This window comes from Algoriphagus aquimarinus (assembly GCF_007997215.1).
GTDB lineage: Bacteria > Bacteroidota > Bacteroidia > Cytophagales > Cyclobacteriaceae > Algoriphagus > Algoriphagus aquimarinus_A.
In genome coordinates this window covers 1-15308 of the sequence record NZ_VORW01000037.1, presented here as the reverse complement: position 1 = coordinate 15308, position 15308 = coordinate 1, and the positions used below count along the sequence as shown (strand labels likewise).

General features: G+C 40.4%; 13 protein-coding genes. 4 read left to right on the top strand and 9 right to left on the bottom strand.

Translation table 11 applies throughout. The features are described 5' to 3' along the window. The first annotated feature begins 35 nt into the window (after positions 1-35). Both ESV85_RS21930 and ESV85_RS21925 read left to right on the top strand, forming a co-directional pair. Positions 36-431 (top strand): MauE/DoxX family redox-associated membrane protein, encoded by a 396-nt coding sequence (locus tag ESV85_RS21930; RefSeq protein ID WP_146921465.1) that lies wholly within the window; start codon positions 36-38, stop codon positions 429-431. A 1252-nt stretch (positions 432-1683) separates the two neighbouring features. Continuing rightward, positions 1684-1935 carry a hypothetical protein gene (locus ESV85_RS21925; RefSeq protein ID WP_146921463.1) on the top strand — a complete coding sequence of 84 codons (252 nt, stop codon included), beginning with the start codon at positions 1684-1686 and terminating at the stop codon, positions 1933-1935. Positions 1936-1966: 31 nt separating this feature from the next. On the opposite strand, the gene ESV85_RS21920 is transcribed toward ESV85_RS21925, so the two are convergent. The 4 genes from ESV85_RS21920 to ESV85_RS21905 form a co-directional block, all read right to left on the bottom strand. Then, on the bottom strand, positions 1967-3325 hold the full coding sequence (locus tag ESV85_RS21920) for a RagB/SusD family nutrient uptake outer membrane protein (RefSeq protein ID WP_146921462.1): 1359 nt from the start codon (positions 3323-3325) through the stop codon (positions 1967-1969). A gap of 170 nt (positions 3326-3495) precedes the next feature. Continuing rightward, the gene (locus ESV85_RS21915) at positions 3496-6705 is read right to left on the bottom strand and encodes a SusC/RagA family TonB-linked outer membrane protein (RefSeq protein ID WP_146921460.1); all 3210 of its coding nucleotides are present in this window, start codon (positions 6703-6705) and stop codon (positions 3496-3498) included. Continuing rightward, complete coding sequence (locus tag ESV85_RS21910; protein WP_146921458.1) at positions 6702-8402, bottom strand: TlpA family protein disulfide reductase; 1701 nt, start codon at positions 8400-8402, stop codon at positions 6702-6704. Before ESV85_RS21910 ends, ESV85_RS21915 begins: the two co-directional genes overlap by 4 nt. A 453-nt stretch (positions 8403-8855) precedes the next feature. Next, on the bottom strand, positions 8856-9122 hold the full coding sequence (locus tag ESV85_RS21905; RefSeq protein ID WP_146921456.1) for a hypothetical protein: 267 nt from the start codon (positions 9120-9122) through the stop codon (positions 8856-8858). Positions 9123-9384: 262 nt separating this feature from the next. Between ESV85_RS21905 and ESV85_RS21900 the strand changes: the two genes are divergently transcribed. Next, positions 9385-9636: a helix-turn-helix domain-containing protein gene (locus ESV85_RS21900; protein ID WP_146921454.1), complete on the top strand. Its 252-nt coding sequence runs from the start codon at positions 9385-9387 to the stop codon at positions 9634-9636. Between the two features lie 93 nt (positions 9637-9729). Here ESV85_RS21900 and ESV85_RS21895 read toward each other — a convergent pair whose 3' ends face one another. The 5 genes from ESV85_RS21895 to ESV85_RS21875 form a co-directional block, all read right to left on the bottom strand. Next, positions 9730-10485 (bottom strand): hypothetical protein, encoded by a 756-nt coding sequence (locus ESV85_RS21895; RefSeq protein WP_146921452.1) that lies wholly within the window; start codon positions 10483-10485, stop codon positions 9730-9732. A 188-nt stretch (positions 10486-10673) separates the two neighbouring features. Continuing rightward, positions 10674-11894 carry a hypothetical protein gene (locus ESV85_RS21890; protein WP_146921451.1) on the bottom strand — a complete coding sequence of 407 codons (1221 nt, stop codon included), beginning with the start codon at positions 11892-11894 and terminating at the stop codon, positions 10674-10676. Between the two features lie 176 nt (positions 11895-12070). Next, on the bottom strand, positions 12071-12799 hold the full coding sequence (locus ESV85_RS21885; RefSeq protein ID WP_146921449.1) for a DUF5131 family protein: 729 nt from the start codon (positions 12797-12799) through the stop codon (positions 12071-12073). A gap of 57 nt (positions 12800-12856) precedes the next feature. Next, entirely contained in the window at positions 12857-13960 is a 1104-nt protein-coding gene (gene tcmP, locus ESV85_RS21880) for a three-Cys-motif partner protein TcmP (protein WP_146921447.1), read from the bottom strand. A 340-nt stretch (positions 13961-14300) separates the two neighbouring features. Beyond that, positions 14301-14567, bottom strand: coding sequence for a hypothetical protein (locus tag ESV85_RS21875; RefSeq protein ID WP_146921445.1), 267 nt, complete (start codon positions 14565-14567; stop codon positions 14301-14303). Positions 14568-14771: 204 nt separating this feature from the next. Here ESV85_RS21875 and ESV85_RS21870 point away from each other — a divergent pair, with 204 nt between their 5' ends. Continuing rightward, positions 14772-15017, top strand: coding sequence for a hypothetical protein (locus tag ESV85_RS21870; protein ID WP_146921443.1), 246 nt, complete (start codon positions 14772-14774; stop codon positions 15015-15017). The last annotated feature ends 291 nt before the right edge of the window (positions 15018-15308 follow it).

The following is a 15308-nucleotide window of genomic DNA, read 5'->3' as shown; positions in this document are numbered from 1 at the left end:
AGGAGAGGGAGCTTGTCAGTGCTAACTAAGATGATATGAATATGAACAGAATCTTCAGTACCGTACTAATACTCCTCTGGACCTATACGGGACTGGATAAACTGATTCGATTTACAGAGAGCAGAAATGCTTTCCATAATCAGACTTTTCCGGAAGAGTTGGCGGAGGTGCTGGCATATGCTGTTCCAATTTCCGAGTTGCTGATTGCCCTGCTCCTGCTCTTTGCAGTCACTAGATGGTGGGGATACTTAGGAAGCATTTTGTTGCTGACGGTATTTACAACTTATGTGGGACTGATCTGGGTGGGAGCTTTTCCTAGGGTTCCATGTAATTGTGCAGGGATACTGGAGAGTCTGGGTTGGGCGGAGCATTTTGTATTGAATGTGATGGGTATTGGGATGGGGGTTGCCGGTATTCGATTGAAAGATTGACCCCCGACCCCTAAAGGGGAGAATGGAGTTGGGTTTAGCAGTGACCCCCGACCCCTAAAGGGGAGAATGGAGTTGGGTGCTGGAGCGAAGAATTTAAAATGAAGGAATTAGAAATTAAAAATATATGAAAGTAGAGAGGTGTGAGAATCACCCTGAAGGGGTGAAACCATTAATAGCCATGGGTGAAACCCATGGTTAATAGAGAAAATAGGCCGTTGCCCTCGGCGCAGGATCACTTTTGGAAGACGTAGGTTTGTGCCGAGGATGGAAACGAATTCCTAATGGGAAATGGTCTTTGTTACCCCCGACCCCTTCCCGATAGTTCGCGGAGGGGAGAATGGTGTTGAGTGGAAGGTAGGAAAGGTACGTGGTGTCAGACTGACACTTCGATTTCGAGACTCTCGTCTCTCAAGTGCTCAGTGTGACAGGAGTCGAAGTCGGGAATTGAAAATAGCTGGAAGTCGAAATGCAGAAAGCTAAAAAAGGAAAACCCCAGAGGCCCGTCCGTATGGATTCATTTGGGCGGAGTGACAGATTTATAGCGCTGGCTTTTAACCCGGTGAAAAAAAGATCAAAGGCCATTTCCCTTGGACATGAAGAAAAGTGATAATACTAAGGCTTGTCCCGAGGAGGTTTAAAGAGTTTGGAAAGATAAAAGTGGAACAGCAATGATTAATCTACCTTCAAAGAAAGGCGTCGGAGGTGGATCCGACGCCCACAGTCCAAATTATCTAAAGCTGGGACTGTAAAAAATGAATCAAAAGAAGGAGGCTCTATCCTAACTTCTGCGGTCAATTGGGTGAAAGCAACTAGTTTCTTATTCTAATATAACTAATCAATAGATTACACACAAGTACCTGATAAATAAAACCTTCTATGACCCTTCGACCCCAATAGCGGGACACTCAGGGTGACACCTCAACGATTAAAAAAAGGGCGGTGGCTGACACACCGCCCCACAGTCCCAGGTTCGCAATAGGACTGCAAAAAATAGCAACGGGAATTTATCCCTCGACACTTCGAAAAGCTCAGTGTGCGTGCTTAATAAAATGACGAAAATAAAAGAGACTCATTTCTCTTGATAGCCTGGGGTAAGAGACTGGCTAGACCCAATGAGCCTCTGGAAGGGAGATGCCGAAAACCCTTATCAGAGTAGGCCTTTTAACCATGCCTTGATTGGAAGGTTCATCCCTTCTAATTAAGACTCCAAACGTTTTGTCCCTTTTTGATTGTTAAAAAAGGGTCTACGATTATGAAATCAATAACTAAAATGCTCCCGGTGCTAGGATTGGTCCTAGGAGCAACAATGGCCATGTCCATGAATTTTGCAAATCCAGCACCAATGAATGAATATGCCATTGATCCTGATGATCCTGATGAATACATCAATGTGACTGATCTTACACTGGGAACACACTATACATGCTCTTCTACTGGAGCTTGTTTATATGATGCACCAGATGGAAATGTTATCAGAAATGGCACATTTGCCTGGAAACCTTAGTATAGTGGGGAGGAGCAATCCTCCCTTTCCATTACCTTCTATCATTGTTTGGTACTGGATTGAGATTTATCTCACTATCAGGAATAGGATAATTAAATTTATTGCTCTTAGGGCTAAGTGTATATTTTTGGCCGTCAACAGTTCTATTTATAACCCGGCCATATGAATCCCCAAAATTCAATCGCCTCAAATCAATCCAGTTTATACCTCTGAATAATAAACTCTTCCTTTTTTCCTGCAATATTTCTGCAAGTAGATCCACAGGCATCCTATTTTCATAACCTACATATGTTCCATATTTAAATCGGGTAGTTAGAATTAAATCCATAAAATTTACTGCTTCTTCCAGCTGGCCTCTTCTAGCAAGACATTCAGCCTTGATAAAATAAACCTCATCAAGTGCCAAGCCACCAAATCTAGAATAATCACCCGTATACTGCCCCTTAAAAGAAATTGCTCCGTTGGATCTTTGAATACTATACAGGACACTCCTCAGATCATCATCTGAATAAAGAGCTTCTAGTTCTGGGTTTATCCAGACCTCTGAATTCCAATCATCCAAAAAACTATGTGATATTAAGGAAGTATGGAAAATCACTTCTGAATTATAAGTAGCAAATGGATAGGCAGACTCAGGATCGAGCAAATTATAATCCAGCAGCTCATAATATGAACTAGCCAAAGCATAGTCCGCAGCTAACTCTGCTTTTTCAAATTCACCCATCGTGAGGTATACCCTTGACTCCAATGCCTTTGCCGCCACTTTCGATGGACGCGTTTTAATAGCACTATACTCTGGAAGGCCTTCAAAAGCCTCTTTTAAATCCATAAGTACCTGGCTATAAAAGGGCATCATGGTACTCCTTGGCGTGGTTTCCTGAACATTGGAATTAAGTCGCAAAGGAATGGCTAAATCAGTAGATACTGTATTGGCTAGGTAGGGTGTGGCGAATAATTGTGCAAGCATAAAGTGCGCATGGGCTCTGTGAAAAAGGGCTTCACCGTTTAGTTCCTTTTTAGCCGTGGAAGGCATAAACTCTTGCAGTTGCTCAAGCGCCACGTTAGCAACAAAAATCTGTCTGTACATATATTCCCAATCCGCTGACGCCGAACCTTGAAATATCTCTTCAGCAAATATGTAGGCATTTTGTTCTGATGTAGTAGAAAGACTAGCCCATCCTGCATCGGAAATAACCAGGTCATCTGAACCCAACTGCCCAAAAGCAGGAACTATATTCATTTCGGAACTATTGTCGAGCATGGCCCGGATGTCGTCTATTGTAGTGGGAATTAGGATTTTCTTATTTGGTCTCTCGTCCAAGAACCCTTCACAGGCAAAAGACATCATGACTAAAGATGTCAATAATGTAATTTTTATATATGTTTTCATATTGATCAATTTTTGGATAAATGTTTAGCATTATATTTAATGGGGTTGCTTATCGGAATAGTTCTGCTTCCACATTAAAGCATGTAATGATTTTTAAAAGAATAAAATATGTCCCCAGGGCGTGGAAGAAATCTCTAAACCTACTAGGAAGAAAGTGCCCGGGGACAAGGTCAAAAGGTGCCCCGGATACCAAATGCGATTGACCTCAGTGGTCTCATCGTTCTAAAATCCGGATCCAAAGGATCGTCAGCGGCTTTCCAGATCATCCCCAGATTATTCAGGTAGCTGTATATTTCCAAGTTTGAAGCACGCTTTCCCTTCAGAGGAAAACGATAAGCAAGATTGATATCCTGTAAGCGGATGTGATCGCCTTTCTCAACCAAAGCTTCTGAATAGATGTAAAGGTTATCCCTGTTACTATTTCTGGCGGCAGGTAGAGAAGGTATTTCAGTAAGCATTTCATCTCCTGGATTTTGCCACCTTTTAGCATAATCAGCATGTCCTGGAGTTCCGGTAAGAAGAGGGCTGTACCGCACGGACTCCCGGCGATAATAATATCCCAGTTTGTAGGAAATATTGAGCGAAAGGCTGAATCCAAGGTATTGGAATGTATTTCTTATGGATCCAAACACCGTTGGCTTTGCGGAACCATGATAGATAAGATCCTCCTGGGTAGTTCTTCTGATGATGGATAAAAAATCATCAGATGGGCTATTATCCAAATATCCAAGGGGATTACCCGTCGCCGGGTCTAATCCTGCCCATTTATAACTGAAGATCGCAAACAGAGGAAAACCCTCAACTGGAGAAACGAGACCGCTTCCTCCACTTCCATCAGTAAGGATATTGGCGGGCGATGACTTCAAAAGGTATTTGCTGACTACCTCCCTGTTTGTACTGAACAACCATTGGGTATTCCAACCCATGGCTCCTTGGAGGTTTACTGTATTCAAAGTCAAATCCATTCCATGGCTTTTGGTGTTTGCGGCATTACCACGAAACTTATCCAGTCCACTGGAGGTGGGCAACGGAGTATCAGAAATCAGGTCAAGGCCTTCTTTCCAATAAAATTCCAAAGTAGCCCCTATCCTACCGGATTTACTCTCCACGTCCAGCCCTGTATTGATGATGCGAATCCTCTCCCATCTCAATTCAGGATAGGGAGGATTCAAGATTCGGGAATATGGCATACCCGGATTCGTTGATGATCCTGAGGAAGTAAGAAATATGGCGGTCGTTTCTCCTGTGAGCGTCCTATCAATATTACCGTTATAACCAAACGATGTCCTTAATTTGACATAAGGTAGTTCATCCCATTTATAGAAAGACATCTGACTTATAGTCCATCCCAGCCCAACTGATCCCAAGGGGACACCGCGCTGGTTGGATTTCACACCGAAAAGATTGGACTGGTCACGTCTCAAGCTCGCAGTAAAGTCTACTGTTTTGTTGTAAGAATAGCCAGCATTGAAGTAATAGGACAGAAATCTGTCACTCAAATCAGACAGCCCATCACCAGAGGGAATAGTACTCGACCTTCCAGAATTGTAGAAATAGGGATAGCGGTTTTGGTAATCCACCAATCCCGATGCTGCCAGGTCAGGGTTGTACCCATAATACCTGTGTGAGGATGAGTTCGTCTGCATTTGCTTTGCTTCAAAACCAGCCAGCAAATTCAATCCATGAAGGCCCCACACTGATGAATATCGGATCATTGACCTGAACTGCTGACTCTCAGCACGAGTAGTGGTTTCATCCAATACATCACCCATAGGTATAGCATAAGATAAACTCCCATCCACTAGCCGCTGAGTGAATGAATTAATGATATTACGTGTAAAGTAGCTGTCCCTTGAGAACAGTTGGTCCTGATAGGCAGACCTTGTCCAGTATTGATAGGAAAGCTCAGCTGTAAGGCCTTGAGCTATTTCTCCACTTATTGCGGAGGTCCATCTGATTTCCTGCGCAGTAGTACTCTCAGGAGATAGGCCTAGTTCATTTAAAGGATAATATTCCCAGTTTAGCAAGCCCAGTGATTCAGCCTTTTGGGCATAAGAAGCCCTGTAATCCCTCACCATGGAAAGTGGAAGACCATTCTCATCTGCCAAGCGAGCATAAGGATAGGTATCGGTAAGTCCGGTAAAAACTACCGATCCTGGACCTTCATTGGGTTTTTGACTCCTGTTCTGGACTAAGTTAATCAGGTTGGTAAACTTGATCCGATCACCGAGCAATTTCACCTCATGATTTGCACGCGTCGTGACTCTGCTCTCAGTATTTCCACTCAAATCAAGTGTGCTGTTGTCGTAACCCATTGAAAGGCCAAAGATTTGATTTTTGGTACTTCCTGCTAGCTGGAGTGCATATTGCTGAAAAACCGCAGGTCTATAGTAATACTGATTATAATCGGCTCTGATATCATGAGCTGACAATCCTTCCAATTGTCTCTCTCCTTCCTCCTGACTAATAGTACCTTGATCCATGGCATACAGGATTTCGACTGCGGGAGTAATTGGGGATTTGTTGGCCGATGAAATAGCTGAATTATAATATTTCCTACCAAAGAGTAATCGCTCCACCTCAATAAAGTCGGCCGAACTCATCCTTTGCTGATAAAACACATCCGGTTTTTGGCGGATAGTAAGGTTGGTATTGAATGACACCTGAAGTGGCTCTCCATACTTCCCTTTTTTGGTAGTAAGTACAATAACTCCATTCCCTGCCCTGGCTCCCCAAATAGACGCGGCTGCCGCATCTTTCAGTACGGTCACTGATTCTATATCATTGGGATTTATATTTTCCAATGGCCCATCGTAAGGGAAATTGTCCACTATCACCAAGGGCTGAGTATTGGCATACAGGGTACTTCTACCCCTTATGCTTATCTTATCTGCCTGCCCACCCTTGGTATTGAACACTAGTCCGGAGGTTACATTTTCCAACCGGGAAATAATATCAGGACTGACACTTCTATTTATAAGTTCCTCATTAATGTGGGCAAAGGAACCCGTGGCCCGCTCTGTGGGCAATTCCTGATAGCCAGTGGAAAGAACCTCTACTTCATCAAGGAACAACGCGTCCGGTGCAAGAAATATCACAAGGGCCTTATCTATAGGCACAATTAGGGAAAGTTCAGCTGGCGTAAACCCTATAAAACTAAACTGGAGTTCATAGTTACCTGCTGGCAACGCCAGATTGAAACTACCGTCCTCTTTAGAGATAACTAAGTGATCAGAGTCCTTTACCTTCACTGTAGCCCCCGCCAACGGTATGCCTTCCCCGTCTATCATTATTGTGCCATTCACTGAAAACATCTTCTGTGCGTGGCTGTATCCTCCTGTCATGAGAAGGAAAAAGTATAGGAATAGTATTTTTTTCATTCTTTGGTTTGTTTAGTAGAGTGGATAGCGGGATCAGAATCGGTAAGGGAGATATTATCCAGGTATCCCTGGAGTATGGGTATCAGTTCATCTCCGGTGAAGGGTACGTTGGAAACCATCAGTATCTTTCCCTCTCCGTCAAGAATGATCCTGTTTGGAAAGGAATTGATGCCGTATTGCCTTAGAAATTCATGGTTTCTGTTTTTCTCACCTGTATAGAGATTGATAAATTCAGGCAGGGTATACTTTCCTGAGGCTAAACTTCTTTCCCAAATTTCCCGGCTAAAATCCGCCGAAACAGTCACTACCTTCAGTCGGAGGTCTTGCTCATACTTATCCTGGATTTGAGTGAGCGCATTTTCTTTGAAGGCTACGCAGGCCTTGCATCCGGTGATCCAGAACTCTACCAGAAAGAGATCAGCATCGAGCTCACTCAGCGAGACCGTATCGCCTTGGGGAGATAGAAATGCGAATCCCTTAACCGGTGACCCGGTACTTTTAAGATGTGCCAAGGCGGAGAGTAGCTCTTGAGACTTACTATCCTTGATGGTCACAAGAGCATCCTGTAAGGCTTTGTCCACCCCAATGATGGATTCGTATCCTTCATAGAATTTCCTAACGAGCGCTTTTTCCCTCAACCAATCCGGTAAAATGGAATGGATAATTTCCAGATCAGACATAGCATACAATCGGGTACTTAGCCTTGTCTTCAGTTCCTGATAGTCCATTAGTTCTGCAGAGAAAGGGTAGTATTCGGATTCCACTTCCTGCTCTGCCATTTTCAGATGCTTCTTTCCCAGCTCTACCAGCCTTGAAACCATGGAACTATCCTTACGGATTTCTGCAAACATCAGTGCACTGTTGATTTTGGCCAGGTGTTTTCTCCATACATCCAAGTCCCCTTCCTTCTTGAAAAAAGAAAGGAAATCACTATCCAGTCTATCCTGCCAGCTGTCAATGAAATCAGTTTTTATATCAAGCAATCCCCCGGGAGCGTAGGGATCAAAATTTTCTATTCTGTCCAACTCTTCTTTACCGCGTGTAATAAATGTCATCCTAGGACCTGCCCCTAGCAATACCTCCTGATAGTCTTTTCCATGCACCGGATCGGTCAGGATTGATTCTACCTGATCTGTGACCATAACACGTTCTCTGGATAAAAAATATTCCCTTTCCAGTAGCTGGAGTTCATATTGAAACCTGAATTTATCAGCCTGTGGACCTGCAAAAAGCACACGTGCCATCTCCAAATCAATATATACCTGAACTGAATCCCCGGGCTGGACTAGCATTCGGTCAAGTATATACCCTGAATCTTCAAGTTTCAGAGAAAGCCAATAATTGCCTTTCATATCTAGTAGATTATACTGAAATGTTTTATCCTTTGGATATGCTCCCTCCATCAATTTACCCGGAGACAAAGGCATAGTAACGAAACTTGACTCAGGGGCATTTGGCGAATTGAAGTAATAGTTTTGATAGATTTCCAGGAAAACTTTATCCCTCTTTGAGTATTCGGAGACCATGCCCCAAATGACAGCAGCCTTAGGAGCAGAAGAGCTTTCGCCCTCCTGCCCTGGGATGCCAGGCTGATAAACCAAATCTTTGCCTGGGGGTGACTCCACAACTTGTGCTGTGAGTGTGCTTATGGGTACGCATAGGTATCCCAGTAAGCAGATGAGTAGTGTTTTTTTCATGCTTTAAATGTGTTTAATGCTAGGTGTCCGATGACCGATGTTGGAAGACCGAAGACGGAAGACGGAAGTGTGTCAGGCTGAGCGAAGTCGAAGCCCCTTTACGCTACAATCGATGACCGATGTCGGTTGTTGGTTTTCGTCATTGCTCCTGCCAACCGTAGCGGGAGGAGGTACGACGAAGAAATCTCATCGATATCTATAAATTCTTCATTTTAATAATGAATGAAGAATGATGAATTCCGAATGATGAAGTCTCGCTACAGCGCTCAACTCATTATACAAACAAGACACTAGTCTCCTACCCCATCGATTTCCGATAGTCCAGCAATAATGAATAATAAGATGTAATGTGTCAGCGCTACCAGCTACTGTGAGCTTACTGACGTGAGTGTGTAGTAACCGATCTGCTCAGGGATGTGCACCTCCCCTTTCACGGTCTGAAAAGTGAATCCCTTAAATCGGATTCTTAGGCTTCAGAGGATACAGGCGATCTACCGCGGCCATGCCGAGTTCCACTGGAAGGATGTAATAAGTAAAGCAATATGACCCAACGTAAAAAAGCGCAGACAGATCCTTCTTCCAGAATACTGATCCCGGGAAGCTTTTTAGTCTAGAAAAAATCACCATCTGTTCCATGATACTTGGGTTATAACGATAGTCCCCAAGAAAAAAAGCCATTGGAGTGGACTCTCCTTCTTGCAGAAACTGAGGTACGGCCAAGCACCTTAGAAATGAGCAAGCGAGTAGCCCACGCCAATGGCGTGAGCATTCTCACCTTTGTCTCATTTCTATTTTTGAAAATTGGCCGTTTTCAGTTTCGAGACTCAAGTGCGAATACTATGGAATCAGATATTCCACAAATATTAGGTTTCAACTTTTGAAATCCTAGGCTAATATAGTGAAACGTTACACATGTTGGTTATTTCACCAACACTTTTTACATAAATTTCAATGATTTTCAATTCCACAAATTAAATTTTCAATGGAATTGGAGGAAAAGGAGAAATTAATCAACCAACTCGCAGAAAAATTGAAGGAGTTAAAAGATACTAGCGGACTGAGCTACAGACAACTGGCTCAGAGGTGCAGCTTAGACCACGCAGATATCAAAAAGTATGAAAATGGAGTAGATATTCGTTTCACAACAATCATTGAATTAGCAAAGGCTTATGGCGTGCATCCAATGGAAATTATTGATCTCGAGTATAAAATCGATTTTAGCAAACCCAATTAGCGAAGAAAGAATTTAACTCCTGAATCAATCAGTTCACTTCCATTTGTGTATTCCATTGAAAGAACAGCGTTTAGCTAACACTTCCCTAGGAAATCATTTAAGTTCAATTACCTCCGAATCCCACCGTCTATATAAGAAAACCTTATCGAAAGATGTGCTGAAGCCCCTCTTAATATCAATTTTGTCCATATAGCTATAGAAATCTCCCCCTTCACCAATAACCAACCATTGCTCAGTACAACTCTTATAGTTTTTTAATGCCTTCTCTTTTTTTGACAAAATATGATTTAAATGTTCTTCTGTAAAGTTTGGGATCACACCACCTTTGGATTCTGGATGGTGGCACATTGTGAGCACATCATACCTGCTCATTGATATTCGTGAAATTCCTTTTGGAAGCTTTCTATACCCTTGATCATAAAAATGTTGATAAATGTGATTAGGTGCTTCATTCCAATCAACGTCTAACTGTTCCACACTACTGGATTCATTTTGTTTAAGATTGCTGAATTCAATAATACAAATTTGTACTATTCCTTTTATGGTTGATTCAATTTGATTCTGCTTTAATGGAATGTTGGTATCTATATCAATATCTAGCATAAATTTAAAAGGGATACGACCTTCAAGTTTAGCAATTACCTTATTATTAAACTTAATCTGAAATTCACTTTCACTCATCAATTTTTCATCATATATGCATTCAGTCAGTTCTACACCAATTGTTTGACCGTTATCAAGCACAACTATTACATCAGGCTTATCTCCAAATTCAACTATTCCAGCTGGCATATACTTATACTTTTCTTGAAACATCTTAAAAAGATATTTCTCTTCATTTTTTGTCATAAAATCTAGAAAGAGATAATATCTTCATAGAAGATTAATGTATGTATAATCAATATGAATGTTTGAATTGTCGGCTTATTTCATAAAAAAAAAATCAAACCAAATCTCTAAGAACTTCATCAATTCTTTGCATGAACGGCTTCATTGTTTCTGCTATCTCACCAAAAACCTGATTGTATATTGCTTTTTTATTTTTTATCATAGTGAAAAGCCATTACTTCAACCATTACTGATTTGTCTTTATCTTGGGGCAAATGAAATTCAAATGAAAAGGAAGATTCCCCTCTCGAACCAACTCTTTTTTTTGCGTATTGATGATTTAATGATTCTTCTTCGATAGACTTAAGAACTTTACTAAAGTCTTGATTTGTAACAAACATCACCAATGCAACTTTCGAATCACGCCAAGATAGGTATCGATCAAAGAGTTGGCTAATAGCCTTTATGTATTCAGATCCACCATGCCAGAACTTACATTCTGCTACAAATAAATTCGATCCATCAGCGGCATACTTTAATAAAATATCAGTTTTGCCAGAACGATTAAAAGTTTCACCTGTAGCGGTAATGCCTTCATACCTTGTCTCAAGGATGAATAAAAACTGGTCTCTTAAACCTTCTTCATCTTTATTGATATAAAGAGCTGGTTTTTTTTCCATACTCTTTCCAGAATCATAAATGACCTTAAGAATATCATCATACATTATATTGCTCATGGTTGGTTCTGAGGAAAATTCTTTGTCCTTTGGTACTTTGGGTTGAGGGATTATTTTCCTTTTTACGGTTGGGGCAGTAAATAAGGATTTAGTATCCTTGTTAACCTTTACACTTATAGCAGCAAAAAAGTCATTTTCCTTAATGTATTTGCTCTTTTCTTGATTGATGTAACTATTGATTGTATTTAATAGACCATTATTAATTTCCTCTATATTCTGATTCAGTTTGATCAAGTTTGCAAAGGATCTTCCATAGCAGTCATTTTTAGTTCTTATAAATTCCTCTACATCTTGTTTGTAAAGCTTAAAACTAAACGAAACTGTTTTTGAAGATTCATCAACCTCAATCTCATAGGAGGTCATTGACCATGGGTTAGATTGTACTTTGAAGAGAACAGGTGAACCTATAAAATGATATCTAATGGTGAAAGAATATACGTCCCTTTCATATCTTTCTCCCCACATCCTATCTTCAAACCATTCCTTGGATTTTGAAGGTTGATCTACTGCTTCAGATAACGCGTCTACTTCTAATGGAGTGAGTTCATATTTGCTATGCAGATATTCAGCAAATTCATCTTCGTCGACAAGAAGAAGATAATCTTTGCCTTTCATTTGAATTTCCTGCTTTATTTGAGTAAACCAATTGGTTTTGAACTCATGGAATGTTATTTCGTTGAATGATTTTATCATATTAATGAATTGCAGCTATGTTTAGCCATAATAAATGGAGATAAACGAGCACTTAACTTTCAATCTTCTTATAGCCACACTTTAATTCAAACTTATCAATTGTAGCGGACTTCTCAATCCCCTCTCAGCGTAGTCAGGCGACTGTGGTGACTTGAGGGAATTGTAATTCAACCCTTCTAAATAAACCTCTGCAATTCCCTATCAGGCATTTCGTCATAAGTCTGCCCATTCAGCTCTCTACCCGCTTTCTTTTTATTTTTACCTCCCCACTGCTTGAAGAAGAAAGCCACTTTTGAACTCTCGCACTGTTCCTGAATATCAAGCACCCAATCAGGATTCATAGGCCTGGCCTTATGTCCGCTCTCACCTCCTACGATCACCCAGTCGATACCTTGAAGGTTGAGGTTTGGAAGTGGGCCAATTAAAGGTTCAAGAGATAAAAATTTAACTCTGGCGCCAGTAGTTCTTAGGAAATCAATTCGGTCTAAGACCTTTTCGTCTTCTACAGAAACACCCATCCAGATATTGTGTGACCATGTGAGTTGCTCATGGATCTCAGCCAATCGATCAGCCCTTTTAGTCAATACCTGAAAGACATGCTGAGGATTTTCGTTCATTACCTGAAAGACACGCTGAATAAATTCCACCGGCACATCCTTATGAAAAAGATCAGACATGGAATTGACAAAGACTACTTTGGACTTCCTCCATGTATATGGGATACCCAAAGTGTCTTCATGAATGCGGACTTTTTTAAATCCATCCTTGTACTTTTCCACTCCCATGGACTTCAGTCTCTTGGTCATCACCTCTGCATAGCAGAATTTACATCCAGCCGAGATCTTAGTACAACCCGTTACAGGATTCCATGTTAGTTCGGTCCATTCAATTGAGGTTTGTGCCATGGTTCAAAAGTAGTTTTAAGAAAATTTCAATACTAATTTCTGTCACCAAGTGACGGTTTATCTTTTCTTGATGAGCAGATAATCTTGTTTCAGTTTGTTTTTACAGACATTATCGTAAGTAATCAAGGGGCTGGAACTTCTATAATCTACGCGCTTATCCTTCTTTAATCTATCCAAAACCTCTTTAGCATGAATTGGAATATGACCTCTGTCAAGTGTGAAAAAGAATGCCTCCACATTTGACTTTACTTCTCCTGAAAGGACTCCTTCTTCAAGATTTCTTTGGAATAACTCTTTCTTAGTTAACATCTTTCCTGCAAAGAGATCGATTTGTCCTTTGTTTAGATCCTCATCAATATCAAAATTGGCGGAACCATTTAGTTCATTTTGCTTCCAGGCAATCTCAAGAAATTTAACAACTGCCGCTGGATGAGATGCGCCAAAGACAAGCCCATATATACCACTTGGTTTTTTAATTGTAAAGGGATAGAGCTTAAGTTGACTTGAAATAGGTAACCAAGACCTTAAGATGTCCAAAAGAGATTGATGAATAAACCTAAACGGATTTTTAGTGATAAAATCCATTTCGATTCCCATTGCTTTGAATTCAGGAGTATCACGAAATCTCTTCAAATAGGAAGTCGATACGAAGTAGAGAAAGTCCGTAACTCTGGTTTTCTCAAGTTTACTGAGATATGTTCTATTTAGAAATTTAACTCCATTTTGATCTAGAAAAACCAGAGCAGGTAACCTTTCAATATGCGGATACTCTCTTTCAAAAGATTTCTCGAATTCTAAGGAAGTAAAATCAATTTTCAAGACTTTCTTCAATATTGGATGAGCTAGGATATATTGAGTAGTAGCCTCTTTCAATAATTCCAGCTTTGATTTTTTAAATTCATTCAGGTGAAGTATAACGGTGGTTTTATACTTCAGCAATAAAGGTGCAAAATCAAGAATTTTTGATAATATGCGAATAGGACTTCCTGCAACTCCATCAATATCATATCCAGTCCCGGCGAAAAAATCTACTATAAAAATCTCTGGACCTTTAGTAATTGTAAAGACAGGAATCCAAGCTTGTGTATATTTCTCAAATATCTCTAGTTTAGTAAGAGTCCCTTGATCAAAGGGTTTGTCGTGAAGATCTTTAACTGCCATTTTGAAAAACAATTGATGATCTTAAAAATACAGGTAATTAAATTTCAAAAAATACCCTGCACAGGGTATTTTTTTGAGAAAACGGGGAGTAAAAATCACCGATTTCGATATGGAGCAGGTTTAAATGGTTTCTCTTCCAGGTCACCAGCGGTAAAATACATCTTGTCTGTAGTGGATGCATTCCATGATTTAGTCAAAACCTTGTAATGCAAAAAAAGCTTTTTGGTCATTCTCAATTTCATGGCTGCGAGAAGTCCGATAGAGACAAATTGATCAATAATCCCAATCAAATATCATTACCAATCTAGTACAGTAATTGGGAGTATTTGGCTTCATGACCTCACTCCTTCCCTTCATCCTTATTTATACGAGTCCTTCGGGGTCGCATTACTACTCTGGTTTGAATCTTGGGGGTAAATATTTTGTCATGGATAAGATTGTGTCCCTGCACTTGAGTTGGATTGTGGTAGATAACTGTCCCATCTTTTAGCACTTCCTTTTTAATATTGCCTTTTTCCAGGTGGTAAGTCAGCACTGCATAAGCCTGATCCCAGTCATGGCCATTTAGTCGGATAATATCTTCAAAAGTTAAAATGGGTTTGTCCATTGTAAAGAGATAATAGGATTACTTGATTGAGGTAAGAATTAAAAATAATTAATTCTAATTAAAACAGGGTGCATTTTCAATTTGAAAACCCACTGATTATTATCAATATTAAATCTCTGACACAGGCTATCACAAATCATTATAGGATCAGAACAAGGTGAGTAAAAACAGATGATATTTACAGCCTACTAATCTCCTTACTCCATGTATAACTGGGCAGCCATCTGCAGTGAACTGAAAGACATGGAAAAACGCGTGGAAGCTAAATTAAGTCGGATTTACTCCGATAATCCCAACCCTATTCCCTATGAAAGAATCGCTAAAGGAAAACAGATAGGTGCACTTTCGAGGGCTCTGAGACAGTTTATAGAACAAGAGAATGAAAAAGATGCAACGGTGATATTGCTTATGCTACAAGGTATGGGTGTGATGTTGAAGGCGGTGAGGTGAAGAGTGTTGGGTGGTTGTTGGTTGGTTGGTTTGGGAGAATTTAAAATGAGGGAATTAGAAATTTAAAATGAAGGTCCCAATAGCTATCAGGATAAAATGAGGGAATTGAGAATTTAAAATGAAAGAAATTGAAAATTTAAAATGAGTAATTGGAAGTTTAAAATCACTAGTGTCCGACTAAAGTAAGAATTTCTCAGAGAGGTTGAAAAGAACTTAATCAGAGGAGATTTTTGGGTGAAATTGGAATGTAAGCCCACTAGGTTGGAAATAGGGCCGTTTGGTTGGCTTTCA